We start from the raw sequence: 25,561 nt of genomic DNA, 5'->3' as shown, positions 1-25,561 counted from the left end.
TCAGATCCCCACAGTGAAGCCGTTGGACCAGGTCTGCATCTGCTGCACCAGACTGTCCCAGGCACCGGTCAGCAGCAGCACACCGGTCACGATCATCATCGTGCCGCCGATGCGCATCACCCACACATAGTGGCGTTTGACCCAGCCGAAGGCGCCCAGGGCCTTGCGGAAGGCCACGGCCGCCAGGACGAAGGGCACGCCGAGACCCAGGCAGTAGGCGACCATCAGGACCGCCCCGCGCCCGGCGCTCGACTCCTGCATCGCCAGCATGTTCACCGACGCGAGGGTCGGACCGATGCAGGGCGTCCAGCCGACCCCGAACAGCGCGCCCACTATCGGCGCGCCGACCAGACCGGTGGAGGGGCGCTGGTGGAAGCGGAACTCGCGCTGGGTGAACCAGGGCATCAGCCCCATGAAGAAGACGCCCATGAGGATCATGACGACGCCGAGCACCTTGGACAGCGTGTCCTTGTGCTCCTGGAGGGTCCAGCCGAAGGACCCGAACAGCGCCCCGCCGGAGACGAACACCGCGCTGAAGCCGAGCACGAACAGGGCGGCGCCGGCCGCCATGCGCCCGCGCCGGGCCTCGGCCAGGTCGGTGCCGACCACCCCGGTGACGTAGGAGAGGTAGCCGGGCACCAGCGGCAGCACACAGGGCGAGAAGAAGGAGACGAGCCCGCCGAGCAGGGCGACGGGCAGCGCGACCAGCAGTGCCCCGTGGAGCACTGTCTGGTTGTTCGCGGCCAGCGTCACCGTCTGGCCCAGCGTCACGGTCGCGACCACGTCACTTCTCCGCGACGACCGGCTTGAGCATCTTCAGCAGCGTGGTGTCGTCCAACGCCTCCAGGGCTCGCGCGGCGACCTTCCCGTGCCGGTCGATGACGAGCGTGGAAGGGATCAGCTGGGGGTTCAGGGTGCCCTTCTTGAAGCGCAGCATGAGCTTGCCCGTGGGGTCGTACAGGCTCGGGTAGGTGATCCCGTGCGACTTCTCGAACGCGACCGCGGGAGTCGTGCTGGAGTCGCGGGTGTTGATCCCGACGAACTGCACGCCCTTGCCCTCGTACGCCTTGGACACCTTGGCGAAGTACTGGGCCTCTTCCCGGCAGGGGCTGCACCACGAGCCCCAGACGTTGATGACGACGACCTGGCCCTTGTAGTCGGCCACGTCCACGTTCTTGCCGTCGATCGTCCTGCCGGACAGGTCCGGGGCCGCGGCGCGCTCGTTCGCCGACACGGTGTCGATGCCGTTGTTGCCGGTGACGAAGTTGGTGTTGCCGCCGCCGCCCGAAGTGCCGCCCTTGCCACACGCGGACAGGGACAGGGCCGCGGTGACGGCCACAGCGCTGAGCAGGACGGCGCGGCTACGGGTACTCATGTGAAAAGTTTCGCATGTCGCTCCCGGGGTTCTCGCGCACCCCCCCGTGGTACGGAAAACCGCATTTCAGGAGCTATTTACATGGGACATTCCGGGCGATTTTCGGCTGTGGGAGCGTCAGGCGAGGAACGTCTTCCAGCCACCCGCGGGCTGCTGCCCGACCTCCAGGGTGCGCAGCTTGTCGAGCACCTCGGGCTTCTGGACGTCGATCCAGTCCACGAACTGCTTGAAGGAGACGAGCCGCACGTCGGCGCCCTTGTCCCGCTGGGCCGCGATGTGCTTGAAGGCCTCCTCGACGGAGTCCATGTAGATGCCGCCGTTCCACTGCTCGAAGTGGTTGCCGACGAAGAACGGCGCCCGGTTCGTCTCGTACGCCCGCTGGAAGCCGGCGATGTACGCCGCCGCGGACTGCTTGCGCCAGCCCGGGTAGTTGTAGGCGGGCGCCTTGGTGGAGTTCACGGACTGGTTCGCCAGCATGTTGTAGTCCATGGACAGCACTTCGAAGCTGTGCCCGGGGAACGGCACCTGCTGCAACGGCAGATCCCAGATCCCCTGCCGCTTCACCGGCCACACCTGGCGGCCGCCCGGGGACGAGGCGTCGTAACGCCAGCCCAGCTGGCGGGCGGTGGGCAGCAGGTTGTCCTGGCCCAGCAGACAGGGGGTGCGGCCGCCGGCCAGCTCCTTGTCGTAGTCGAAGGGGAGCGCGGGCAGGTCGTGCCAGCCGGTGTTGGTCTTCCACTCCTTGACGAAGGACTTCGCCTGCTCGATCTCGCTCCTCCACTGCTGTGGCGTCCACCACTTGACCGAACCGTGCGTCTCGCCGCAGAAATGCCCGTTGAAGTGGGTGCCTATCTCGTGGCCCTCCAGCCATGCCCGGCGGACGTTGGTGAGGGTGGCCCTGACGTGCTCGTCGGTGAGGTAGCCGATGGCGGAGGCGCCGCGCGGGTTGTTCGGGGGCTCGTACATCCGCTTCTTGCTCTCGGGGAGCAGGTACAGCCCCGAGAGGAAGAAGGTCATGTGCGCGCCGTGCTCCTTGGCGAGGTCCAGGAAGCGCGGGAAGAGGCCGTTGCCGACCTCGCCGGCGCCGTCCCAGGAGAAGACGACGAACTGCGGCGGGGTCTGCCCCGGCTCCAGCGGCTCGGGCTTCGCGGGCCGGCCCGGCTGCTTACCGGTGAAGGAGGTGGAGCCGTCGCCGATCAGCTTGGCCGGCCGCTCCTTGCCGCCCTGCGCCTGGTGGGAACCGCCCGCGTGCCCGTCGCCGTCCGACGATGTGAGGCTTCCGCAGCCGGACAGCGTGGCGGCGGCCGCCGCGCCCACGCCGAGGCCGAGCATTCCCCTGCGGGAGAGGTTCCGGGAGACGGTGCGCATGAGGAATCCCCGATTCGTCGCGCGTGCTGGTGGTCACCCAGACAGAGGACGCGACGATCGGGGGGGTTCCGTGAACTTGTATGTTTTTCGTAATACTCCCGGCAAAAGCGCAGTAAGTGCCGCTGCGGGTCAGGCGCCGAAGGCCTTCCCGCCGCCCTTCTGCGGCTGGGCCCCGGCCCGCAGATGCGCGGGGACCAGATCGATGGCGGGCTCGCTGTAGCCCACGGACACGATCTTGTCGCCGAGGTAGGTGAAGGTCGTCAGCGACGCGAGGGTGCACTGCCGCTTGCGCGGGTCGTGCCACAGCCGCCGCCGCTCGACGTACGACCGCACGATCCACACCGGCAGCTGATGGCTGACCAGCACCGCCTCGTGGCCGCGCGCCTGGTCCTTGGCCGCGTTCAACGCGCCCATCATCCGCACGACCTGGTCCACGTACGGTTCGCCCCAGGACGGCCGGAACGGGTTGACGAGGTGCTTCCAGTTCCCCGGTCGCCGGAGCGCGCCGTCGCCCACGCCGAAGGTCTTGCCCTGGAAGACGTTCTCGGCCTCGATCAGCCGCTCGTCGGTGTCCAGGTCGAGGCCGTGCGCCTTGGCGATCGGGGCGGCGGTCTCCTGCGCGCGCTCCAGCGGGGAGGCGCAGACGTAGGTGATGTCGCGCGGGGCGAGGTGCTCGGCGACCCGGTCGGCCATCCGCCGCCCCAGCTCGGAGAGGTGGTAGCCGGGCAGCCGGCCGTACAGCACGCCGCTCGGGTTCTCCACCTCCCCGTGCCGCATGAGATGGACGACGGTGACGTCCTTGGCGCTGCCGCTCACGCTGTTTCCGATGGTCACGCGGTGGCCTCCGCAGCCGCACGGGCCGCCGCCGGAAGGGCGTCGGCGATCTTCTGGACGGCCCGCTCGTCGTGGGCCGTGGACACGAACCAGGACTCGAAGGACGACGGCGGCAGGTAGACGCCGTTCGACAGCAGCGAGTGGAAGAACGCGGTGAAGCGGTACGACTCCTGCCGCTTGGCGTCCTCGTAGTTGCGCACCTGACGGTCGGTGAAGAACACGGAGAACATGTTGGACGCGTTCTGCAGCCGGTGTGCCACGCCCTCCTTGCTCAGCGCCTCGGTGACCAGGGACCGGATCTGCGCGGAGACGGCGTCGACGGTGTCGTACGCCGCCTCGTCCAGCAGCCGCAGCTGGGCGAGGCCGGCGGCGGTGGCGACGGGGTTCCCGGAGAGGGTGCCGGCCTGGTAGACGGGTCCGGCGGGCGCGAGATGCGCCATGACGTCCGCCCGTCCGCCGAAGGCGGCGGCGGGGAACCCGCCGCCCATCACCTTGCCGAAGGTCATCAGGTCGGGCTTGACCCCGTCGACGCCGTACCAGCCGGCGCGGCTGGTACGGAAGCCGGTCATGACCTCGTCGGAGATGTAGAGGGCGCCGTTCTTGTGGCAGGCGTCCCTGAGGCCCTGGTTGAACCCGGGGGACGGCGGCACCACACCCATGTTGCCGGGCGAGGCCTCGGTGATCACACAGGCGATCTCGCCGGGGTGGCGGTGGAACGCCTCCTGCACGGCCTCCAGGTCGTTGTACGGCAGCACGATCGTGTCGCTCGCCTGGGCACCGGTGACACCGGGGGTGTCGGGCAGCGCGAAGGTGGCCACGCCGGAGCCCGCGGCGGCCAGCAGGGCGTCCACGTGCCCGTGGTAGCAGCCGGCGAACTTGATCACCTTGGACCGCCCGGTGAAGCCGCGGGCAAGCCGGATGGCGCTCATGGTCGCCTCGGTGCCGCTGCTCACCAGCCGCACCTGCTCCACGGGCTCGACCCGGGCGACGATCTCCTCGGCGAGCGCGACCTCGCCCTCGCCGGGCGTGCCGAAGCTCGTACCGCGGGCGACGGCCTCCTGGACGGCGGCGATGACCTCGGGGTGCGCGTGGCCGAGGATCATCGGGCCCCAGGAGCAGACGAGGTCGACGTACTCCCGCCCGTCGGCGTCGGTGAGGTAGGGGCCGCGGCCGGACACCATGAAGCGGGGCGTGCCGCCGACGGCGCGGAAGGCGCGCACCGGGGAGTTCACACCCCCGGGCGTGACGGCGGAGGCACGGTCGAAGAGCGCCTGGGAGACGGGCGCGTCGTAGGGATAGGGCGTTTCGCTCAGGGCACTCATGACGTGCGGCTTCTCCGGCTTCTCGGACTCCGGTTGCGGGGTGACCTCCTCAGGGTAGGCCGCCGGCCGGGCGTGGTGACGGCCCGCCCGCAGTTCCGCGCCGCTCCGGTCCGCCATCTGCGAGACTGAGACCTGACACACACAGCTCCTGGGCACGGAAGGATCAGGGACCGGGCGGATCCCCGTGGACTGTTGTTCCACCGCACGTTTCGGCGGGCGGCCGTGGGGGAGGTCACTGACACGATGATCGGGTTGCGCGGCGGGGGCCACGCGTCCTAGAAAAGCAGTCGGGTGGAGATATGCATCGCGGTGGCGGACTGGGCGAGGGGACCGATGACCTCGGTCCTCGACGTGCCCGGCGGGGAAGGCACCGGCGCGAAGCGGAGGAAGCGACCGAAGCACGTCATACACAGGGTGCGGCGGGCGAGCCCGAGCGGTACGAGCGGCAGAGCGAACGTCTGCACGACCAGCAGACCGAGCGGGGCGCCGAGCGGCCGGTGGACGTCCCGAGAGAGGTTCGGGGAGATCGGACGGCGGACTTTCCCAGAGACCTTCGCGGGGACAGAGCCGCGGACCGTACGACGGACTTTCCCCGGACCCCGGACCGTACGGCGGACTTTCCCCGGACCCCGGACCGTACGGCGGACTTTCCCCGGACCCCGGACCGTACGGCGGACTTTCCCCGGAACGTGGGCGGCGGCCCTTCGGACTTCCCCCGGGAACTCCCCTCGGACCCTCCGTCGGAGCGGCGGTCCGGCCGCGCGGGTGGCCGGCGGCGCGGCCCCCGGGCCGAGCGCCTGGAGGCGGGGAGCGGGAGTGGTGGCCGGGTGGGGGTGACCTACAAGTACTTCGGCGCACCGGACGGCGCGACCGCGGCCCGCGTCCCCATCTCGATGCGCCCCGAGGAACTCGGCGGCGACGAGCTGGGCATGAACGGCATGTTCACCAGGATCAAGCCGGAGACGATGGCCGCGATGGTCCTGACGGGCATCGAGGGCATCCCCCTGCACAAGGTCCCGCCCCTCGAACTGGTCGTCCTGCACCCCGACTACGCCGTCGTCAAACTCCCCATGACCGTCGTGGACCCCCTGCGCGGCATCGGCGAGGAAGCCGTCGGCGCCGCGGCCTTCATCTGGTCGACGGTCCCGGACCGGGGCGGCCCGCGGGACGCGTTCAACGTGTACCAGTTGCTGCACGAGTGGCAGGACTTCTCGCACCGGCTGCATGAGGCGGGGCATCAGGCGTACTGCCTGGTGTGGCCCTGAACTGGGGTTTCTTGCGGATCGGGCGGGGTCTTCGGGCCTCGCCCTTTTCAGTGCCGGAGAGGGGCCGTCAGGCGGCCAGGGCACATTGAGGGCACATTGGTTTCGTTGGGGGCACGGATGTGCCCTGGGCGGCGGGCGGGGGGCCGTCGTCTTTCGCCTCGGCTTCCGTTTCCGTGAAAGCGTCGTCGATCGCCTTGCGGGTGCGGGTCTCGCTGGACGGCAGCAGGTGCGTGTACGTCCGCAGCGTGAAACCCGGGTCCGAGTGACCGAGGTACTCGGAGAGCGCCTTGATGCTTTCCCCCGCGTCCAGGAGTACGGAGGCGTAAGCGTGCCGGAGGGCGTGCATGCCGTCCTCGGGGGCCGCCTGGAGGTAGCGCGCGCCGCGCTCGCGGGGAGGGATCACGCCGGCGGCGGCCAGGGCGCGCTTCCAGTCGCCCATGTTGAAGACGCTGCGGTTGTACGCCCGCTCCTTCGCGTCGACGAAGAGGAGGTGGAAGGTCTTCGGCTCACCGTCCGGCTTGGCCCAGGGCAGGGTGACCTCGACCGCCGGGAACTCCTTCATGTGGGCCTTGACGGCGACGGCAAGCTGGGCCGGTAGGGGCACCGACCGGATCTTGTTGCCCTTGGGGAGGGCAAAGACGGGCTTCGTGCCGACGAGCCGCACCTGGCGGTTGATGTGGATCCAGCCGCCCTTGAAGTCGATGTCCTCGACGGCGAAGCCGAACACCTCGCCCTGGCGCAGGCCACAGCCGAAGGCGAGCTTGCCGCCGGCCTGGAAGCGCTTCGGGAGAGCGGCGATGACCGCTCGCACGCGCTCCAACGACCAAGGGATGATCCTCTTCTTGGTCGCCGTCGGCAACTTGACCGACTTCGCCTTGCAGGGGTTCTTCGGCAGCAGCCCGTCCTCCACGGCCATGCCGAGGATGCTGGAGAGGATGTCGAAGATGCCCTCGATCGTCGACACCTCCAGTTCGGCGTCTTGGAGCGTGCGAATCCAACCCTGAATGATCGAGGGCTGGTTGAGGGACCGCAGCTCGCGTCGGCCGAGGTGCTCGACGATGTGGTTGCGGACCGTAGCCTCGTAGCGGAGCGCGGTCGTCGGGCCGACGGAGTTCGCGTCGAGCCACTTCTGCGCGTAGGCGCCGAGCGTCTGCTTCGTCTCGGCCGGGACGACGTAGGAGCCGCGCCGGATTTCGACGTCGACCTCGGCGGCGCGGTTGTCCGCCTCGGCCTTCGTGTGGAAGTTCTCCTTGCGCTGATGGCCGTCCAGGTCGCGGTAACGGACCTGCCAGCGCTTGCCGATGCCGTGGTCGGCGGTGGGGACCATCCGCTTCGTACGGCTCTTGTGTTCGCCGCACTCGGCCTCGGCGGGCTTGGGGTGGGACTTGTGCCAGCGGTCGTACACGTCAGCCAAGAAGGGCCTCCTGGATGGGGTTAGGGGACTGGGCGGTGGCGTAGGGCGTGGCGATGCGCGTCAGCCACGGGAGCAACAGGACTGCGGGCGGGGTCGCGAGCTGGCTGCGCACGAGGCGTAGGTGCTCGATAGCGCGGGCGGTGTGGAGGCCGGCGGGGCCTATTTCGATAGGTCGGTTGGGCATGACAAAAAGCTGTAACTTGCAGTCGGCCGTCATGGCAAGAGTTAGTTCTTAAACTCTCCAAAAGTCACCCGAGGGCGAAGTGATGTTCGTCTCGTCGAATTTCGGCACATCACGAGCCGTTTCGGCGGGGAGGTTGTGCTACCTTCCCTCCGTATCAAAGAAGTGGGCGATTTGAGCGACTATCGGGCGCGATGTCCGCTGGACTGGCCACGTCACTCCTCAGCGCTGGACGCCGCCTCTGAGCTGCTGAGGTACCGGATTCCGGCACTTCAGCCAGTTACTGCGCCCCAGAAAATTTCGGCTTTAGTGGGAGCGATTTCGGCAACCGGGGATCCGCCCTTACTGTTTTGGTCTTCCCCGGCGATGCCGAGGAAAGTAGCCGGGGGTTCCAGAATTCACTCTGGACGCTTCCCAGGTGGTGTGGATGTGTTGCCCACGCTTGCCATCCAAAACTCTGATTCCTATATGGAGACCTCATTGCCGAACAACTCCCCGCGCCTTGCCGGCGCCGAGCGTGACCAACTCGCCACTCCCGCCGACGTGGCCGCGTACCTCGGGGTACCGGTGAAGACCCTCTACCAGTGGAAGTACCGGGGCATCGGCCCCAGCGTCCACAAGGTCGGCCGTCACCTGCGCTACCGCTGGCGGGAGGTGGACGCGTGGCTGGATGCCCGGACGTCGTACGACCTCACGGCCTGACCCCGCGTCTGGCGCGAACAACGAAGCAGCCCCCGGCGCGCCAACGCCGAGGGCCGAAGACTTCCAACTGATCGCCCATCCCTGAACGAATGAGCTGGTGAGGAGCGGGACATTGCCCGTCCTGCCCCTCACCGGAGAGGAACGCCTATGGAGGACTCTACGTCCCCCAGCTCCACGAACACCTCCCCGACCGGCTGGCCCACTCCCGCGGTCCCCGGCGAAGGCATCCCCTGGCGCCGCAGAGATCAGGCGGACACACGGTCCCCGGCGTCGGGGACCGTCGAGCACTCGGCGGATGTGGAAGCACACGGGGACCGTCCCCAGCCGTCTGCTGATGCCGCTGTTGGGGACCGTCCCCGCGACGTGGCCGCTGCTCGGTCCCCGCACGTCCCGGTCCCCGTATTGACATCCGACGCAAATCCGCAGGTCAGCGGCGTCAAAATGGGGACCGGTCCCCAAGAGGCTGCAGTTGCACCAGGGGACCGCAGCGGGGACCGTGATCACGGTCTGCGCCAGTCGCTGGGGACCGACAACCCCGTGGCGGGAACCGCCCAGCAGGAGGGGACCGGTCCCGTCGACGCACGGGGACCGGATCACGGGACCGGCTCCCGGCCTCCTCGGGGACCGGCAGGCCCCAGGGAACAGGGTTCTGGCAAGGGTGCGGAACTGCTGGATGAGTTGCGGGCGGCGATCGGCAAGTACGTCGTGCTGCCCAGCGAGGAGGCGCTGACAGCGGTCACCCTGTGGGTGGCGGCCACGCACATCCAGACCGTTCTGCAGCACGCGCCGCGTCTGGCGGTCGTAGGCCCGACGAAGGGCTGCGGCAAGTCCCGTGTTCTGGACGTGCTCCACGAGACCGTGCACCAGCCGATCATGACGGTGAACATGTCCACGGCGGTGCTGTTCCGCGTCATCGGCATGAACCCGCGCACGATCCTGGTGGACGAGGCCGACACCATCTTCAGCAAGGCTGGCGAGAACGAGGAACTGCGCGGCCTGCTGAACGCCGGACACCAGCGCAACCGGCCGGCCTGGCGCATCTCCGGTCCGGAGCACAAGCCGACCCCGTATCCGACCTTCGCCATGGCCGCGCTGGCCTCGATCGGCGACCTGCCCGACACGATCACAGACCGGGCGGTCGTGCTCCGCATGCAAAAGCGCAAGCCGGGCGAGAAGGTGACCCCGTTCCGCTCGCGCTACGCCACACCGGAGCTGAACGCACTGCGGGACAAGCTGGCCACCTGGCTGGGACCGCTGCGCGGCACAGCCGGCCGCATGGCGCCGACGATGCCGGTGGAAGACCGGGCGGCGGACACCTGGGAACCGCTGGTCATCATCGCCGACCTGGCCGGCGGCCACTGGCCCGCCAGTGCGCGTGCGGCCTGTGTGGCGATGACCCGGTTCGAGGCCGTCCAGGACGAGCAGACCAACCTGAAAACGCGGTTGCTGCGCGACATCCACCGCGTCTTCGAGGCACACGGCAACCCCGAGGCCCTGTCCAGCCAGGATCTGGTCGCCGCCTTGCTCCAGGACCCCGACGCCCCCTGGGCGGAGCACGGCACCAAGGGACTCAACGCCTACTACCTGGGCAGAATGCTCCGGGACTTCGATATCCGTCCGGCCAACTACCGGTTCGATAAAGGCAGGCAGGCGAAGGGGTACGCCCGTAACCGGTTCCTCGACAGCTGGGCCCGACACTGCCCCGACCTCGCCGAGACGGCGCCTGCCCCCACGCACGACGCCACGCCCGCGCGCCCGGCCCAGGGCAAGCCGCCCGCCGCCCCGGCGGGCTCGCTGCCCATCGGCCCGCCCGGCGGCACCGCCGGCCCCAAACGCGCCCGCTGACCCGCCTCCCCCTGGGTCCGTATCACTGCGTCGCATCCGTCCCCGCGCAGGTCAGCGCGGGGACGGATGTCCTCACCGGGACGGACATCTCCGTACCTGCCCGCGCGTCCGTACCTGTGCTGACCAGGCATGGGACGCATGCGACGCACGTGACACATCTCCCGCCCCCTCAGCACCGGAGCACCCCCATGCACGAAGAGCACCACGAACTCCCCACAGCTCAACAGCAGACGCCCACCACCTCAGCCCCAGACAGCGCAGCAAGTTGTCGGGTAAGGAGTCCTTACCCGCCTTCCGCCCCTGGGGTGGCGGAGGCACCCGGCGCCGTGGGGGCGCCGGGATCGGCTGGCCTGGGGGAGCCGACCGATACGGGAGACACCAGACCGTCGCCGCACGCCGCGCAGACCCCGAAGCCGCAGCGCCGTCTGCGTCAGCCGCGCCTGCGCGAGCGCCGCGTCCACCCCCGTTACAGCGACAGCGAGTTCACCGACCTCGCCCACGCCGCCGCGCTCAGCCGTATGCAGATCGGCGGCTACGTCGCCGAGGCGTCGCTCGCCGCGGCCCGCGCCGAGGACCCCACGGCGGCGATCGCCGACTACCGCGCCATGGTGCAGGTGCTTATGGCCGCCAACCGGCAGCTCGCCTGGCTCGGCAACAACCTCAACCAGCTCACCTGGCATCTCCACAAGGACGGCGCCTGGCCCGAGCCCGACGTCGTTCACCGGCTCCTGGCCCGCGTCGAAGCATCGATCACCGACGTGGACACCGCGATCGCCCAGGTCACCGAGGGAAGGCAGGGCCGGTGATACCGAAGATCATCACCGGCAAGGGCAGCACCCGCCATCTGATCGCCTACCTCTTCGGCAAGGGCGACGCCAACGAGCACGTCGACCCTCACCTGGTCGCGTCCTGGAACGACTTCGCCCCCGACCCCGGCCGCAGCCCGCACCGCGACCCCAAGGAGGTGGAGAAGCAGCTCTACACCCAGCTCGACCAGCCGGTGGCCATGCTCGGCCGCCGGGCTCCCCAGACCACGGTCTGGCACTGCCCCGTCCGTGCCGCCCCAGAGGACCCCATCCTGTCCGACGCCCAGTGGGCAGAGATCGCCCGCCGGATCGTGGCCGCCGCCGGCATCGCCCCCGCCGGAGACACCGAAGCCTGCCGCTGGGTGGCCGTACGCCACGCCGACGACCACATCCACATCGCCGCCACCCTCGTCCGCCAAGACGGCCGCCGCCCCAAACGGGACTACGACATCCGAGCCGTCCAGCGCAAGGCCCGTCAGATCGAAGTCGACTATGGGCTCAGGCGGTTGAAGCCGGGCGACGGCACCGCCGCCAAACGCCCCACCAGCAAGGAACACTTCAAGGCCAAACGCCTGGACCAGGACGCCACCGCCCGCGAGGTCCTGCGTATGCGGGTGCGCAGCGCGGTCGCCGCCGCGGCCGACGAGGCCGAGTTCTTCTCGCTGCTGGAGGCGACCGGCGTGGACGTGCGCCTCAAGCTCGCTCCCTCCGGCGACGCGCTCGGCTGCAACTTCGCCCTGCCCGGCAACGTGAACGAGGAAGGCGACCCGGTGTGGTTCGCGGGCTTCACCCTTGCCCCTGACCTCTCCCTGCCCAAGATCCGCGAACGCCTCGCCACCACCAGCCCCGAGCCGGCCACCGTCCAGCCTGGCAACCCGTGGCACCAGGCCTCCGCTGCCACCGAACGCATCCCCCACCACCTCACGAAAGGCGACGAGCAGACGGCCCAGGGCCAACTCGTCGCGCTCGGCGCGACGCTGGACCTGCTGCCCGTCATGGCACCGACCACGGCGCGAGCCGAACTCGAACAAGCCGCCGCTGCCTTCGAGCGCGCCACCCGCTCCCGCATCGCCGCCGACCTCGTCAGCACCCGCGCCCTGCACCGCAGCATCCAGACCATCTGGCGCGAGAGGCCACAGGACAGTGACGGCACCGGGCTCATCATGCTCCTGGACGCCGCACTCACCGCGGTCGCCTTCGCGCTGCACTGGCACCGCACCCGCCAGCACGCCCAGCAGGAGGCGGCAGCCGAACAGGCCCTCCTCCATCTACAGACCGCGTACGCGCGGACCGCCGAGCCCGTCCTGGTCGGCCTCGCCAGCCGGGCACCCGGCCCGCAGACCAAGCGCCGCTTCGCCCACCACCTTCAGGATGTGGTTCCGGAGCACGCCGAGCGCATCCTCAACGACCCCGCTTGGGACGCACTCGCCACCGTGCTCGCCGAGGCAGAGGCAGCAGGACACAACGCAGCCACCGTCCTCGGCCAAGCGCTGCACCAACGTGCCCTGGACGACGCCCGCAGTCCCGCCCGCGCGCTGACCTGGCGTATCCGCCGCCTCGGCGAGCGCCACGTTCCCGGTCCGTGGGCCCAGGCAGCCAGGGCCCACAGTGCCATGCAACGGCCCAGCGTGCCGGTCCACCCCGCGGCAGCCATTGGCCGGCCACCACAGGGGTCACCGACACGGCAGCGCTGATCAGGCCGGTGCGGACAGCTTGGGCGCGAGGAGCTCCAGGGCTTCCTCCCAGCGGTAGCGGTCGGCCCCGCCGCCGGCCTTTGGCCGGTGCGGTTCGTACGAGCCGATCAGGACGCCCATCTCGCGTAGCCGTTCCAGACTCCGGCGGTACGCGGGGTGGGCGGCCTGGGCCGAGTTCAGGTACGGCAGCACGGCGACCGGGATGTCCATGGCGGGTGCTTCGCACAGGACGCCCAGGGCGAGATTGTCGGAGATCCCGGCGGCCCACTTGTTGACGGTGTTGAAGCTGGCCGGAGCGACCGCGATCGCGTCCGCGGGCCGAGTCGGGCGCGGTTCGCCCGGTGATCGCCAGGCCGAGCGGATGGGGCGGCCGGTCTGCGCCTCGACCGCCTCCGCGTCGAGGAAGCCGAGTCCTTGTGGGGTGGCAATCACGCCGACGTCCCAGTGCCGTTCATGTGCTGCGGTGATCAGCTTGCCGACGTCGGCGGCGACCCCGGACGCGCAGACCACGATCTGGAGGAACGGCTTGTCGGGCTGATCACTCACGCGGGCACTCCCAGTTGGCGGCTGAAGTGGTGCAGCTCGGGCAGTGCCCGGCGGCGGTCGCGGGCTGCCATGTCGGCGACCAGTTCGCGTACGGCCGGGCGGCGGATGTCCTGTGCCGCGCAGCTCTCGGCGATACGCAGGGCCTGGTAGCCCTCGGCGAGCCTGCCCTGCTGACTGTAGGCGCGGGCGGTCTCCACCCACAGCGCGGCCCGACGCTCGGGGACAGGAATGTGCCGCCGCATGAGCGGCCGTGCGGTTTCCAGGGCGATGCCGGCGTCACCGAAGGAGACGGCTGCGCTGATCTCGTGGAGTGCAACGTTGGTGGGGCTGAAGTTCGCCCAGGCGTCCGGCCGGTCGAAGGCGACGTAGCGAGCAACTTCCTTGGCCTCGGTGAGGAAGTCCTGGGTGGTGTCGCGGTCACCGTTTCTGCTGGCGGCGGTCGCCCCGCGGAGCAACAGCAGACCAACCGCTGCCAGGTACCGGGGCGAGCGCTGGTCGTAGGAGCCGGTGAGCTGGTCGGCAGTGTGGCGGACCATGTTCACGGCCTGGGCCGTGTGCTTCTCCCGCACGAGGACGTGAGCGTGGACGCGGACACTCGCGGCGAGGACGACGGGATCCCCGGACCGTTCCGCCTCGGCCATGGCCCGACCGGCCGCGAGCCAAGCGTTGCCCTGATCGGCCCGCTTCAGCAACAGGCTCACCGATGTCTGGTAGGCGGTCGCGAGCAGCCCGGACACCTCCGCCGAGCCGGATGAGCCTCCGGCGGCCTGACGCAGGTCGGCGATCAGACCCGGCAAGGTCTGCTCCAGTTCCGCGTAGTCGCACGTGCAGAACATCCGGCGTACGGCCCGTGCCCGGTCCCGCAGCTCGTCGATGCCCAGGGCTTGCCCGGTGGCCGCGGGGCTCGTGCCTGGCAACAGGACTTGGATCAGCTCGTGATGTGCTGCGGTCGATGACGGCGGAGCCGCGAGGGCGGCGACGCTCGCGGCAAGGAAGGTACGGCGGTGCATGTCCTCTGTTCCGGGCTCGGCGGGGCTGGCATCAGAAGCGGCGGCGAGGCCGAGACGTTGCGGCGGAATCTCCAGCACCTGCGCGATCTCGCGCAGCACTCGCACGTCCTCCGTGCCCCTGCCGCTCTCCAGGCGGCTCACCTTCGACTGGTGATACCCAAGCGCGGCGGCAACGTCCTTCTGCGAGCGCCGCTGTAACACGCGTGCCTGACGGATCACTTCGCCGATCCGTCTCGCTTCACTCTGTGCCTCGGCCATCTGTGCCACGGCCCCTTCTGCCGTCGCCGATCCTGCCTGCTCAACCGAGAGTAACCGAGCGGCATTTGGCAGTGATGCAGCTCCTGCATAAGTGATGCAGCCTCGGCACACCGACTGGTTCCGCTTACCTCCGGAGCGATTGCGTGGAGTGGCCGAACCGACCAGGAGGCCGCTCATGGAAGCGCATCACATCCGGATTCCCGTCTCCGGCACGCCAGCTGCCGCAGCGTCCGCGCGCCAGCAGCTCGCGGACGGGATAGGACTTTCAGCGCCTTCCTCGGCCCCGAACTCCTGGACGCGGCAGAGCTGGTGGCCGCAGAGCTCATCGCGAACGCGGTCCGGCACGCAAACGGCGGCCCGATCACGGCCGGCGCCTGCCTGAGCGACAAGGGACTGCGGATCGGGGTGAACGACGCCAACCCCGCCGTCCCACAGGTCGGCCTGTCGGATGTGGACGAGGAAGGCGGACGCGGGCTGTTCCTCGTCGCAGCACTCGCGGACCGCCACGGCTTCGATCCGCTGCCGCCCGGCAAACGCTGCTGGGCCGAGTTCAAGGTCAGCACCCTACTACCCACCGCATCACACCTGCCCCTGCAGAGGAGTTGACCGTTGACAGCCGTACGCATTCCCCCCGTCGCCGCAGAAGTGGTCGCCGTGCGACCCGGCAGCCCACTCGCTGGCTCCATCACCGTCGACGGCTCCAAGAACGCGGCCCTGCCCCTGCTGGCCGCCGCCGCGGCCCTGCACCGCCCGGTGCATCTGAGCAACGTCCCGTCGAACACGGACGTCGAGACCATGCTCGCCCTGCTCCAACAGGCCGGCTGGCACACGGCCCGTCCGGTCAGCGATCCGCACACCATCGTGATCCTGCCGAGCGACAAGCCCCAGCCAGACCCCGATCCCGAGGTCGCCGCCCGCATCCGGGCCTCGTACTACCTCGTACCGGCCCTGCTCGGCGCGTCCGGGCGAGCCCGGCTGCCCTGGCCGGGAGGCTGCCGGATCGGGGAACGCGGGATGGAGCAGCACTTCAACGTCTACGAGCGCTTCGGTGACCGCACAACGGTCGATGGACGCGGCTACCTCGTGGAAGCAGCCACTGGTGGGACCGGAACCGTGTCCGTGGTGCTGCCATTCCGCTCTCGTGGGGCGAGCGTCGCTGCACTCCTGCGCGCGGTCGTAGCCGACCGACCCCTGCGCCTTGGCCATCCCAATCTCTCGCCTGAAGTGATCAGCGTCGTAGAGGCGTTGCAAGTAGCGGGATGGGAGTGCCGGGTCAGTGCGTCGGTCCTGACGCTGTCACCACCCACTTCCGTCCCGACGGAGACCACCGTCTGGTCGGTGCCCGGCGACAAGGTCGAAGCCGGGACCCTGGCCTGTGCGGTCGCGGCGACCGGCGGGGACGCACGCATCTGTGGCGTACGCGGCGACGACGTCGCTCCCCTGGTCTCCGCCTTGAACTGGCTGGGAGTCCCCGCCGACGCCGAGGGCGATGCTCTCACCGTCCGGGCCCACGCCGCCGAGCCGACCGGGCGATCGCTGCGCGCCATCGCCTCCCTCTCCCCCGACGGCCTGGACGCCGACTTCGAACCATCGCTGATGGCCCTCGCCCTCGGGCTGCCCGGCACTCACCTGTTCGCCGACACCATCAACCCCGGCCGTCACGGCAACCTGCTCCCCCAGCTCGCGCGCCTCGGCGCCGAGATCCACGAGCTCTCGCCCACCGAATGCCGCCTCACCGGACCGCAGCAGCTGACCGGCGCCGGCGTGGCGGCCACCGACATCCGCACGGGCTCGGCCCTGCTCATCGCCAGCCTCACAGCGAGCGGCGTCACCACCCTCGGCGGCCTCGAACAGCTCCGGCGCGGCCACGCCGACCTGCCCACCAAACTGCACGCCTTGGGCGCCGACATCTGCGAGGTCACTCCATGACCCGGCAGCTCCAGCGAATCACCGCCACGACCGACGTCCACTCCTCCTTCGCCCAGGCCACTCCGATGCTCGCCTACCTCCACGCGGCCAGGGCCGAGAGCCTGGTCGTGGACTGCGGCGACTTCTTCGAAGGCACCGGCTTCTACCGCTTCGGCCAGGGACAGATCGAGCGCGAGGTCCTCACCAGCCTGTACGACCTGCTCGCCCCCGGAAACCACGGCTGGCCGCACTACTTCGAACCGCAGCTGCACGAGATGACCGTGTGCGCGAACGCAGCCGATAGCAGTGGCAAGCCGCTCTTCGACCGCGTGCGCATCGAGCACATCGGCGGCCGGCGAGTTGCCGTCACCGCGGTAATCGGCCTGCAAGCCTTCAACGCGATCCCTGCCAACCAGCGCACGGGCCACCACGTCACCGACCCGGCCCAGGCCCTACGCGAGGTGATGCTGGAGCACCATCACCGTGCCGACGCCTGGATGGTGCTGTCCCACTCGGGCTTCGACGAGGACCTGAAGCTGGCCGCCGCCTGCCCGTTCGTGGACGTCATCTTCGCCGGGCACTGCCACAGCGACACCTACGGCCCCGTGCCCGTCGGTGACACCCTCGTCGTCAAGGGCCACGAACTCGGCGTCGGGTACGCCACCGCCGAGCCGGTCGGGGCCGGCTGGGCCGTCCGCGTAGGCACCTTCCCCGACACGTCCCTCATCCCCGAGGACCTCGCCGTACTGCAGCAGAAGATCGCCCTCGTCGGCAGCACCCTGGGGAGCCAGCTCGGCATCGTAAACGAGCCGTATCTCAATACCCTGCTGGACCGGCGCCTCCTCTTGGACGAGATCGCCACCCGCCTGCACACCGGCCTCGGAGCGGATGCGGTCATCCTTAACGAAACCGCTCTGCGCCCCGTACCGCTAGGCGATGTCCTCACCCTCGGCGACCTGCTCGCCATCGAGCCCTTCGGCAACCAGCTCGTCCACGCCTTCCTCTCCGACGATCAGTCCGAGGACCACGCCAAGCTGCTCGCTCATCTCGTCGAACACATCGGACCCTTGGCAGTCGCGCCCACGCCCCTTCCGCCCACAGCGCGCATCGTGCTGACCACCGACTACATCGCCGACACCTATCTCGGCGGCCGCACTCATCAAGCCGGACTGCGTCTGGGCCAGGCGGTACGCAGCATCCTGGCGGCCCCGTTCGCTGACTCTGCCGATGCTCTTCAAGGGGGCGCTCAATGATCCTCACCGGGCCCGAAATCAACACGGCCGTCGCCGACGGACGCCTTCGTATCACCCCATTCGACCCGAAGCAGACGAACCCCAACAGCTACAACGTCCGCCTGGGCGCCACCCTGCTGACGTACGCCACCAAGGTCATCGACGCCCACCACGCCAACCCCACGCACACGATCCGAATCGACACGGACGGATACGTCCTCCAGCCCGGCGAGCTGTACCTCGGCCACACCGTCGAGGAGGTCGGCTCGGACCTCTTCATCCCACTGCTGTTCGGCCGCTCCTCGGTCGGACGACTGGGGTTATTCGTCGAGATCACCGCCCCTATCGGTGACATCGGCTTCCACGGCCAGTGGACTTTGATGCTGTCCCCCATCCGCCCTCTGCGGGTGTACGCGGGCATGAAGATCGGGCAGATCATGTTCTTCGTCTCCACCGGGGACGTCGACCTGTACCGAGGCAAGTACCAGGGCGCCGCCGGCCCCCAGCCTTCCCGCTACTGGCGGGATGCGGCACACGTGCAGGCGGGCGCCTCGTGATCCTCACCGGCTCCGCCATTGCCGCCGCCGTCAGCGCAGGCGAGATCACCATCGCGCCCTACGACCCGGCACGCCTGTCCCCCAATGCCTACGACTGGCGGCTGGGCGACACGATCCGCATCTGCGACGGCGACCTGGACGCCGCCGCCCCCACCGCCTTCACCGAACTGGCCATCCCCGCCTCCGGATTGGTCCTGCAGCCTGGCGTGCTCTACCTCGGCGTCACGCTGGAGAGGACCGGCTCGGAAACGTATGCCCAACTTCTCAACGGCAACCGCACCATCGGCGCCCTCGGCATCTGGGTCCACGTCTCCGCTCCACTTGGCCACCAGGGCCACGCGATCCGCTGGACCTTGGAGATCCGGGCCGCCAAGCCCGCCCGGGTCTATCCGGGAATGACCTTCGGCAAGCTCGTCTTCCTGACCACTCTCGGCACCCCGGCCAGCTACCAGCAGCAGCGCGCCAAGTACGCCGCAACGCACGGCATCGACATCTCCCGCCTGTACGAAGAGATCCCCCAAGGAGCGCTGTGAGCCCCCTCGTCCGCCCGGCCGCGGGGCCGCTGGCCGCCACCTTCCTCGACCTCCCAGCCGGAAGCCCCGGCGGCAGCGTCGAACTCTTCCTCGACCTGTACACCGGCGACAAGCCCCTCATTCCCGCACGGGCCTTCATGCTGGCCCCCACCCGCCCCAATCCCCACCTCCCCGCCGGGCTCGACCTGCTGACGGTCGCCGGCAAGTGCCTGGAGGGCGCCGCCTTCAGCCGCTACGTCGCGGCCCTGCGCCGGGCGCTGGTGACCGCGATCGATCCAGCCCAGATCGGGGTACTGCACCTCCAGCACCTCACCTTCGGCGCCACGCCCGCCCTGCTCCGGGCTCTGCCCGCCCACCCCAGGATCGCCTTGGTCCACGGCACCGACCTGATCTTCGCTGAGGCCCACCGCGACCAGCTCCAAGTCCTCCGCGAGACGGCGAGGGCCGCCGACGCGATCGTCGTCCCCACCGGCGCGATGGCCGACCGCCTTCTCAAGCTCGCCCCGCAGATCGACCGCCGCAAGGTCGTCTGCATTCCATGGGGCATCCCCGACCATCTGCTCACCGATCCGCCGACGCGGCCCGCCCGCACCTCCACCAGCCACCTACGACTGCTCTACGCAGGCAGGCTGACCGCCGAGAAGGGCGCAGAGCACCTGATCACGGGCCTGGCGCCCATTCCAGGAGTCGAGCTGAGCATCGCCGCCCCCAGAGCCCAGTTCCACGCCTTGGCCCCACTCCTCCAGCGGACCGGAGTGCGGGCCCGGTACCTCGGCTGGCTCCGCCGTCCACAGCTGTGGAACGCCTTCGCCGAGCACGACGTCCTGGTCATGCCGTCCACCACCCTGGAAGCCATGGGCCTGGTCGCGCTGGAGGCCCAAGCATGCGGTCTGCCTGTCCTGTACCAACCCGTGTCCGGCCTCAACGAAGTCGTCGCCTCGTCCGGAGTGGCCACCGACTTCACCCATTCCGCCGCACTCGCCCGCGACCTCGACCGCCTACGGACCGCCCCCGGCCTGTTGCCCGCCCTGCGACAGGCGGGCTACGCGAACGCCGCCCGCTACCCCCTCACCACTACCGCTCAGGCCCTGGCCGACCTTGGCTGCCAGCTCGCCTGAGACGCACACCGATCTGGCCCCGCAGCCGACGTCCGACACGCCATTGCCCCACTGGTGCCGCCCGCGTCACTACGCTGATCCGGCGGGTTGGCCACGGCGAACAGGGAGACCATGACGTACAGCACCGACCGCATCGAAGCCCTCCTGAACGAAGGCGTCCGCGACAAGGTCTACCCCGGCGCCGTATGGGCAGTCGGTGACGCCACCGGCACCCGCGCCCACGGCGCCGCCGGGGTCCTCGACCCCAACGAGCCGAACGTGCCGATGCAGCCCGACACCGTCTTCGACGCCGCCAGCCTCACCAAGATCCTCGCCGTGTGGGCCTCGATCGGAGCCCTGTGGGAGGAAGGCAAGCTCAACCTCGACACCCCGCTCGGTGCCTTCTGGTCCGAAGTCGACGGCCACCCACTCGGCGCCGTGACCGCCCGCCACCTGCTGACCCACACGGCCGGCGCACCGCTCCGCGCCCAACTCAAAAACCTCTACGGCACCGACCCCCAGGACATCCGCGACGGAGTCCTCCACGAGGCCCTGCACCGCCCGCCCGGCGAGGCCGTCGAATACACCGACCGGGCCGCCCTCATCCTCGGATTCCTCGCTGAGCACCTTTCCGGCCAGCGCCTCGACCAGCTCGCCACAGAGCGGACCTGGCAGCCACTGGGCATGGACTCCACCCGGTTCGGACCGCTGCCCGCCGAGATCGCCGCCCGGTGCGCGCCGACCGAACTCGACCAGGACACCGACACTCATCTCAAGGGCATCGCCCACGACTTCTCCGCCCGGCTCCTGGGCGGAGTGTGCGGCATCGCCGGCGCCTTCACCACCCTCGACGACATCACCGTCTTCCTGCGCTACATGCTGGACACCTCGACCGGCCTGGTGCGAGCCGGATTCGGCCCCGCCTGGACCAGACAGTCGCTGACGGTCCAGACCGGCACCCTGGAACCTGTACGCGGCCTGTTCTGGCACCCCGCCCCTGGCACGCACCTCGCCGACGGCATCTGGGTCCACTACGGCTTCACCGGCACCGGCATGTGGATCTCGCCCCAGCAAGGACGGTGGGCAGTACTGCTGACCAACAAGCTCTACTACACCCGTGACCGCCAGCCCCTGACCGACGTCCGCAACGCCTTCCGCGCGCTTACGTTCGCCTGAAGCAACCAGTGCCCGTCCTGGCTACGCCTCGATAAACCACAGGCGACGTGGTGAAGGCTTCGGCCCGTCGTCAGGACCAGCAGGGCCCTGACCAGCACGGTTGCCCGCTTCGGGTCGGTGCAGACCTTGCCCAGAACCCCCAGGTCTTGAGGTGGGCAAAGCCGTGCTCGACCGGGGCGCGGGCCGTGTGAGGACCGAAGCGTCTTTCAGACAGTCCCGCTCGTGGGCGGAGAATGTGGCATCGTCGGCCTCTTCACCGACCTTGAGCCCCTTCCATCTTCCGGTGCCGGATGCTTGGCTCTGTTGCAGTGTCCCGGCCGGAACAGCCCAGCGAGTCGTGTTGGCATGAAGCAGTGTGCCCGTTTCTGCATTGATCAAGCCACCGCGCAGGCGCACGCCCTCATGGGGCCGCGCATGATCGAGGCCGTCACCGGCCACGTCCCGGTGACCGACTGGGAGGACCACACCGGCGGCGGCGCCGCGCACGTTGCCCTCGGTTCCTGGGCGGATGTGCTGGTGGCGCTGCCGGCCACCGCGAACACACCGCGAGTCTCTCCCACCGCGGGCGAGGACAGCGCCCTGCTCGTCCGCGGAACGGACACCGGTGCTTTCCTGCCCGAGCGCAGGCCCGAGTCTGACTTCGACCAGGCCGCCCTGAACGATTCCTACTCCGCTGTCACTCGTCGCCAGAAGCGGATCAACCAGACGGTCCAGAACCGGAACGCCGGGAAAGGCCCTGACACACTCCGGGACCCGTCGTGACGACGGCACGCCCTGCCGGCAAGGAATCCGACTCCACGGTCTCCGAGGCCGCCGACGCCGACTGGCTGTCCGGGATCGCGCCTCCCTGGTGGACGGCCGGAAGCGTCCCTCACCGGATGGACCTGTCCGGCTGGATGCCGCCCGTGATCGACCAGGGGCAGGTCCCACTGTGCACCGCCGCGGTCACCACGGCGATCGCCGGCTATTACGCCCGCCGGGCCAAGCAGATGGAGTTCACCCCCTCAGTCCTTTTCAATTACCGGCTCTCGCGCCGACTCGCCGGTTCCGCGGATCGTAAGGGCTCCCGTCTGGAACACAGCTTCCGCGCCTGGGCGGAGTCGGGGCTGTGCGAGGAGGCAGCCTGGCCGTACGACGAACTCGGTCCGACCCGGGTCGACCGGGATCCGCCCGAGCACTGCCACGTCACCGCGCGGCACTCCCGCCCGATCGCGCGTCCGCTGCGCGCGCCGGACGGGGCCGGCCTGCTCAACCTAGCGCGCCGGTCCATCGCGCTGGGCATCCCTGTGAGCGTGGAGATCCGGCTCTGCCCGTCGATCTCCATGTCCCTGCTGAACGGCGGTGTCATCCCAGTACAGCTGCCCACGGAGCAGTCGGTGGGACCTCATGTGGTGCTGTTGACCGGCTACGACGACGAGGCGGACACCGCTCCCTACGACCGGGGTACCGGCTCGGGAGCCTTCCGCGTCCGGAACAGCTGGGGAACCGGCTGGGGGGTCCAGGGCTACGGCCTCCTTCCCTACGCCTTCCTCGAACAGAAGCTCACTGGCGAGAACTGGATCGTCGTGGAAGAGGACTGGCAGAAACAGTGAGTGCGGCTCGTCCGGACAGCTCTCTTTTTCGGCCCGCGTCTACGAAAGAAAGAAGCCGGTACGGGTCTTCGCGTCGCTTAGCCACGAAGAGCCAGCGGGAATAATAACCAGTGAACCTAACACCCCCCACAGGAAAGTTGGTTGACGTTGCGGAGGTTCCTGGCGACCACCGCCCGTTGGGCGGCACCTACCGTTGTCCTCGCTCAGGTCTGCCTCGTATGGACCGGCGTGTTCAGCCTCGGCGAGGCGGTGGCGGTCGGACTGTTACTCGAACTCCTCCTGGCCGGGATCGTGATCACCGAATTTACCCTTGCCACGCGGGCCTACAAGACCTCCCGGAGCCGGGGGGCCGACGGGCAGGAGGCCCTCAACCAGGCGCTATCCACCGTGCTCCCTGCCCCGGTGGCCAAGGTGATGGGGATGGAATTCGGCCTTTTCCGCGCTCTTTGGCGCTGGATCCGCCGCAAGCCGGACGCACCGGAAGGCCACCAGATCCTGACCTACGGCTCGGAAATCAAGCCAATCATGTGGGCAATGGTGTTTCTCGTGCCTCTGGAGATCCTCGCCGTCGAGTTCCTCGTCCCCTGGTCCGTGGTGCGCATCATCCTGCTGGCGCTCTCCATCTATGGAACCCTCTGGGTGCTCGGCTTCATCGCGGCACTGTCCATCCGCCCGCACAGCGTCGGCGACGGCAAAATGGTGCTGCGGTTTGCTCACTTCGTACAGATCGCGATCCCGCTTGACCTCGTCGAATCGGTCCGCACGACCCGGCACAGCGGCTATCGCAGGGCCGTCCAGATCGACGACGGCGTCCTGGCGATGCCGATCGGCGACTCCACCACGCTCAGCGTCAAGCTGCGCGAGCCGTACCCTGTGGCACCCAAGACTGGCAAGCCACTTCAGGAAGTACGAGAGGTCCGCTTCGCCGCGGACAACACTCGTGAAGCCGTCCGCATCCTTACGGCGAACATCGTCGCCGACTGATCCGGTTGTCGACCCTCGACGGTCACGGTCGCCGAGGGCACATCCAGGGCACATGAGCCCGGGAAACGGCGTTGACCTGTGAGAACTACCGAGACGAGTTCCCGCAGGTCAACGCACACTTCACCGAGAAACCCCGGGTCAGCGCCCCGCCGCCCCCAATCGCTGCACGAGTGGCAGGACTTCTCGCACCGGCTGCATGAGGCGGGGCATCAGGCGTACTGCCTGGTGTGGCCCTGAACTGGGGTTTTGGTCGGTTCGGGCAGGGCTTTCGGGTCCCGCCGGGCCGCAGCGGTGCGCCGGGGCGGCCTAGGGTCGAGATCGCCACAGCAACGGATGGGGGAACGATGCATTCGCTGGACAGTGCGCTCGTGCTCGGCCCGGGCGGACACGTTGGTACTGCCTGGACGGCGGGACTCGCCCACGGCCTGCGCGGCCTGGGCGTCGACCTGGGCGCGGCGGATCTGGTCGTCGGCACCTCAGCCGGCGCGATCGTGGGCGCCGCGCTGGCCACGGGCCAGGACCTCTCGCACTTCGCCGACCCCGCCGGCAGCAGCGGCGACGGTCCCCGGCCGCCGCAGGCCGATCCGCAGCGCATGGGTGAGGTCTTCGCGGTCCTCGGTGCCGGCCTGCCACCGGAGGAGGCCCGTCGGCGGGTCGGGCGGATCGCCCTCGACGCGGCCGATCCGGAGGCCGAGTGGACCTTGGTCGCGGTGCGACGTCGGCTCATCGGCACGGACTCCTGGCCGACTGGGCGTCGCCTGCTCATCCCTGCCGTGGAGGCGGGAAGCGGCGAGCCGGTGGTCTGGGATCGCGACAGTGGCGTTCCACTGGCGACTGCGGTCGCGGCCTCCAGCGCGTTCCCGGGCGCGGCGCCTCCCGTCTCCATCGGCGGACGCCACTACATCGACGGCGCGCTGCGGGCAGGCACCAACGTGGACCTCGCGGCCGGCGCACGTACGTTGGTCGTCGTGGAGCCGATGGCGCGTCAGGCTCCCGGACAGGAGGCGTTGGCCGCGCTGGGCGCGGAGACGGTGGTGTCGCTGTTCCCGGACGAGGCATCGGCGGCGGCGCTCGGCACGGACCCGTCGGACCCCTCGGCGTGGGTGCCTGCGTTCCAGGCGGGGCAGCTGCAGGCCGCTGCCGCGCGGAAGCAGCTGGCCGGCCTCTGGGCGCCGGCGAGAGGCGAAAGCTCGGCATGAACGCCTCCCCAGGCACGTGCCCCACGGCAGGACTTCCCGCACCGGCTGTATGAGGCGGGGCATCAGGCGTACTGCCGTGGTCGTCGAGGACCTGTCACCGCACGGTGCCGACCAGCGGTTCCAGCAGTTCCAGAGCCTCGTCCCAGCGGAAGCGGTCCGCGCCTCCGCCGGCCTTCGGCCGGTGCGGTTCGCACGAGCCGAACAGGACGCCCATCCCTCGCAGCCGGTCCAGGCTCTGCCGGTAGGCGGGGTGGGCGGCCTGCGCGGAGTTCAGGTAGGGCAGCGCCGCGGTAGGGATGCCCGTGCCGTACGCCTCGCACAGGATTCCGAGCGCCAGGGTGTCGGATATCCCGGCGGCCCACTTGTTGATCGTGTTGAAGGTGGCGGGAGCCGCGGCGATCGCGTTCGCCGGGGGCAGGGGGCGCGGGTCTCCCGGTGAACGCCAGGCGGAGCGGATCGGGTAGCCGGTCTGTGCCTCGATCGCCTTGGTGTCGATGAAGCCGAGCCCCTGCGGTGTGGCGATGACGCCGACATCCCAGTTCGCCTCCTGGGCGGCGGTGATGAGCTTGCCGACGTCATGGGCGACACCCGCCGCGCACACGACGACGTACAGGAAGGGCTTCTTGTCCGGGGCGGTCGGTTCGGTCACGCGGGGACTCCCGG

General features: G+C 69.5%; 25 protein-coding genes. 16 read left to right on the top strand and 9 right to left on the bottom strand.

Translation table 11 applies throughout. The features are described 5' to 3' along the window. From ACWDD7_RS17780 to hemL, 5 genes are all read right to left on the bottom strand, one after another. Nucleotides 1–753 (bottom strand): cytochrome c biogenesis CcdA family protein, encoded by a 753-nt coding sequence (locus ACWDD7_RS17780; RefSeq protein ID WP_450458028.1) that lies wholly within the window; start codon nt 751–753, stop codon nt 1–3. Nucleotides 754–784: 31 nt separating this feature from the next. Next, nucleotides 785–1,375 carry a TlpA family protein disulfide reductase gene (locus ACWDD7_RS17775; protein WP_450457972.1) on the bottom strand — a complete coding sequence of 197 codons (591 nt, stop codon included), beginning with the start codon at nt 1,373–1,375 and terminating at the stop codon, nt 785–787. 117 nt (nt 1,376–1,492) lie between these two features. After that, nucleotides 1,493–2,743 carry a polysaccharide deacetylase family protein gene (locus tag ACWDD7_RS17770; protein ID WP_450457971.1) on the bottom strand — a complete coding sequence of 417 codons (1,251 nt, stop codon included), beginning with the start codon at nt 2,741–2,743 and terminating at the stop codon, nt 1,493–1,495. Between the two features lie 129 nt (nt 2,744–2,872). Next, entirely contained in the window at nt 2,873–3,520 is a 648-nt protein-coding gene (locus ACWDD7_RS17765) for a histidine phosphatase family protein (RefSeq protein WP_351864638.1), read from the bottom strand. A gap of 53 nt (nt 3,521–3,573) precedes the next feature. Continuing rightward, entirely contained in the window at nt 3,574–4,890 is a 1,317-nt protein-coding gene (gene hemL / locus ACWDD7_RS17760) for a glutamate-1-semialdehyde 2,1-aminomutase (RefSeq protein WP_450458027.1), read from the bottom strand. Nucleotides 4,891–5,726: 836 nt separating this feature from the next. Here hemL and ACWDD7_RS17755 point away from each other — a divergent pair. Beyond that, the gene (locus ACWDD7_RS17755) at nt 5,727–6,164 is read left to right on the top strand and encodes a hypothetical protein (RefSeq protein ID WP_351864508.1); all 438 of its coding nucleotides are present in this window, start codon (nt 5,727–5,729) and stop codon (nt 6,162–6,164) included. Between the two features lie 67 nt (nt 6,165–6,231). Here the strand turns inward: ACWDD7_RS17755 and ACWDD7_RS17750 are convergent, their stop codons facing one another. Then, the gene (locus ACWDD7_RS17750) at nt 6,232–7,569 is read right to left on the bottom strand and encodes a tyrosine-type recombinase/integrase (protein WP_450458026.1); all 1,338 of its coding nucleotides are present in this window, start codon (nt 7,567–7,569) and stop codon (nt 6,232–6,234) included. Nucleotides 7,570–8,227: 658 nt separating this feature from the next. Between ACWDD7_RS17750 and ACWDD7_RS17745 the strand changes: the two genes are divergently transcribed. The 4 genes from ACWDD7_RS17745 (at nt 8,228) to ACWDD7_RS17730 (ending at nt 12,806) form a co-directional block, all read left to right on the top strand. Next, the gene (locus ACWDD7_RS17745; protein WP_285562188.1) at nt 8,228–8,461 is read left to right on the top strand and encodes a helix-turn-helix transcriptional regulator; all 234 of its coding nucleotides are present in this window, start codon (nt 8,228–8,230) and stop codon (nt 8,459–8,461) included. Nucleotides 8,462–9,139: 678 nt separating this feature from the next. Continuing rightward, nucleotides 9,140–10,306 carry a DUF3631 domain-containing protein gene (locus ACWDD7_RS17740; protein WP_285562187.1) on the top strand — a complete coding sequence of 389 codons (1,167 nt, stop codon included), beginning with the start codon at nt 9,140–9,142 and terminating at the stop codon, nt 10,304–10,306. A gap of 305 nt (nt 10,307–10,611) precedes the next feature. Further along, nucleotides 10,612–11,112, top strand: coding sequence for a plasmid mobilization relaxosome protein MobC (locus ACWDD7_RS17735; RefSeq protein ID WP_285562186.1), 501 nt, complete (start codon nt 10,612–10,614; stop codon nt 11,110–11,112). Continuing rightward, the gene (locus ACWDD7_RS17730; RefSeq protein ID WP_450457970.1) at nt 11,109–12,806 is read left to right on the top strand and encodes a mobilization protein; all 1,698 of its coding nucleotides are present in this window, start codon (nt 11,109–11,111) and stop codon (nt 12,804–12,806) included. The genes ACWDD7_RS17735 and ACWDD7_RS17730 overlap by 4 nt, the downstream gene beginning before the upstream one ends. On the opposite strand, the gene ACWDD7_RS17725 is transcribed toward ACWDD7_RS17730, so the two are convergent. Beyond that, the gene (locus ACWDD7_RS17725) at nt 12,807–13,352 is read right to left on the bottom strand and encodes a flavoprotein (RefSeq protein ID WP_395483539.1); all 546 of its coding nucleotides are present in this window, start codon (nt 13,350–13,352) and stop codon (nt 12,807–12,809) included. Beyond that, nucleotides 13,349–14,620 carry a helix-turn-helix domain-containing protein gene (locus tag ACWDD7_RS17720; protein WP_450458025.1) on the bottom strand — a complete coding sequence of 424 codons (1,272 nt, stop codon included), beginning with the start codon at nt 14,618–14,620 and terminating at the stop codon, nt 13,349–13,351. Before ACWDD7_RS17720 ends, ACWDD7_RS17725 begins: the two co-directional genes overlap by 4 nt. Before the next feature lie 309 nt (nt 14,621–14,929). Here ACWDD7_RS17720 and ACWDD7_RS17715 point away from each other — a divergent pair, with 309 nt between their 5' ends. The 11 genes from ACWDD7_RS17715 to ACWDD7_RS17665 all read left to right on the top strand — a co-directional run bounded on the left by ACWDD7_RS17715 (nt 14,930) and on the right by ACWDD7_RS17665 (nt 24,898). Further along, nucleotides 14,930–15,226 (top strand): ATP-binding protein, encoded by a 297-nt coding sequence (locus ACWDD7_RS17715; protein WP_450457969.1) that lies wholly within the window; start codon nt 14,930–14,932, stop codon nt 15,224–15,226. Nucleotides 15,227–15,265: 39 nt separating this feature from the next. Then, complete coding sequence (locus tag ACWDD7_RS17710; RefSeq protein ID WP_450458024.1) at nt 15,266–16,549, top strand: UDP-N-acetylglucosamine 1-carboxyvinyltransferase; 1,284 nt, start codon at nt 15,266–15,268, stop codon at nt 16,547–16,549. Further along, nucleotides 16,546–17,781 (top strand): metallophosphoesterase, encoded by a 1,236-nt coding sequence (locus tag ACWDD7_RS17705; protein WP_450457968.1) that lies wholly within the window; start codon nt 16,546–16,548, stop codon nt 17,779–17,781. Before ACWDD7_RS17710 ends, ACWDD7_RS17705 begins: the two co-directional genes overlap by 4 nt. Continuing rightward, entirely contained in the window at nt 17,778–18,317 is a 540-nt protein-coding gene (gene dcd, locus ACWDD7_RS17700) for a dCTP deaminase (protein WP_285562182.1), read from the top strand. The genes ACWDD7_RS17705 and dcd overlap by 4 nt, the downstream gene beginning before the upstream one ends. Continuing rightward, on the top strand, nt 18,314–18,850 hold the full coding sequence (locus ACWDD7_RS17695; protein WP_388715425.1) for a dCTP deaminase: 537 nt from the start codon (nt 18,314–18,316) through the stop codon (nt 18,848–18,850). The genes dcd and ACWDD7_RS17695 overlap by 4 nt, the downstream gene beginning before the upstream one ends. Next, nucleotides 18,847–19,968, top strand: a complete 1,122-nt coding sequence (locus tag ACWDD7_RS17690) for a glycosyltransferase family 4 protein (RefSeq protein WP_450457967.1) — start codon at nt 18,847–18,849, stop codon at nt 19,966–19,968. Before ACWDD7_RS17695 ends, ACWDD7_RS17690 begins: the two co-directional genes overlap by 4 nt. A gap of 111 nt (nt 19,969–20,079) precedes the next feature. Beyond that, the gene (locus tag ACWDD7_RS17685; protein WP_285562179.1) at nt 20,080–21,123 is read left to right on the top strand and encodes a serine hydrolase domain-containing protein; all 1,044 of its coding nucleotides are present in this window, start codon (nt 20,080–20,082) and stop codon (nt 21,121–21,123) included. A gap of 345 nt (nt 21,124–21,468) precedes the next feature. Continuing rightward, nucleotides 21,469–21,885 (top strand): hypothetical protein, encoded by a 417-nt coding sequence (locus ACWDD7_RS17680; RefSeq protein WP_450457966.1) that lies wholly within the window; start codon nt 21,469–21,471, stop codon nt 21,883–21,885. After that, entirely contained in the window at nt 21,882–22,715 is an 834-nt protein-coding gene (locus tag ACWDD7_RS17675) for a C1 family peptidase (protein ID WP_450457965.1), read from the top strand. Before ACWDD7_RS17680 ends, ACWDD7_RS17675 begins: the two co-directional genes overlap by 4 nt. A 228-nt stretch (nt 22,716–22,943) precedes the next feature. Further along, nucleotides 22,944–23,699 (top strand): hypothetical protein, encoded by a 756-nt coding sequence (locus ACWDD7_RS17670; protein WP_395483534.1) that lies wholly within the window; start codon nt 22,944–22,946, stop codon nt 23,697–23,699. A gap of 344 nt (nt 23,700–24,043) precedes the next feature. After that, nucleotides 24,044–24,898: a patatin-like phospholipase family protein gene (locus ACWDD7_RS17665; protein ID WP_450457964.1), complete on the top strand. Its 855-nt coding sequence runs from the start codon at nt 24,044–24,046 to the stop codon at nt 24,896–24,898. 94 nt (nt 24,899–24,992) lie between these two features. Here ACWDD7_RS17665 and ACWDD7_RS17660 read toward each other — a convergent pair whose 3' ends face one another. Beyond that, nucleotides 24,993–25,547, bottom strand: coding sequence for a flavoprotein (locus ACWDD7_RS17660; RefSeq protein WP_450457963.1), 555 nt, complete (start codon nt 25,545–25,547; stop codon nt 24,993–24,995). Nucleotides 25,548–25,561 lie beyond the last annotated feature (14 nt).

It is taken from the genome of Streptomyces sp. NPDC001056 (assembly GCF_053598955.1).
This window is presented reverse-complemented; position numbering and strand designations above follow the sequence as displayed.

Coding starts and splice junctions, on each gene's coding strand:
- ACWDD7_RS17705 (WP_450457968.1), top strand. CDS start 16,546: ATGACCCGGCAGCTCCAGCGAATCACCGCCACGACCGACGTCCACTCC.
- ACWDD7_RS17665 (WP_450457964.1), top strand. CDS start 24,044: ATGCATTCGCTGGACAGTGCGCTCGTGCTCGGCCCGGGCGGACACGTT.
- dcd (WP_285562182.1), top strand. CDS start 17,778: ATGATCCTCACCGGGCCCGAAATCAACACGGCCGTCGCCGACGGACGC.
- ACWDD7_RS17765 (WP_351864638.1), bottom strand. CDS start 3,520: ATGCGGCACGGGGAGGTGGAGAACCCGAGCGGCGTGCTGTACGGCCGG.
- ACWDD7_RS17770 (WP_450457971.1), bottom strand. CDS start 2,743: ATGCGCACCGTCTCCCGGAACCTCTCCCGCAGGGGAATGCTCGGCCTC.
- ACWDD7_RS17745 (WP_285562188.1), top strand. CDS start 8,228: ATGGAGACCTCATTGCCGAACAACTCCCCGCGCCTTGCCGGCGCCGAG.
- ACWDD7_RS17680 (WP_450457966.1), top strand. CDS start 21,469: ATGAAGCAGTGTGCCCGTTTCTGCATTGATCAAGCCACCGCGCAGGCG.
- ACWDD7_RS17720 (WP_450458025.1), bottom strand. CDS start 14,620: ATGGCCGAGGCACAGAGTGAAGCGAGACGGATCGGCGAAGTGATCCGT.
- ACWDD7_RS17775 (WP_450457972.1), bottom strand. CDS start 1,375: ATGAGTACCCGTAGCCGCGCCGTCCTGCTCAGCGCTGTGGCCGTCACC.
- ACWDD7_RS17685 (WP_285562179.1), top strand. CDS start 20,080: ATGACGTACAGCACCGACCGCATCGAAGCCCTCCTGAACGAAGGCGTC.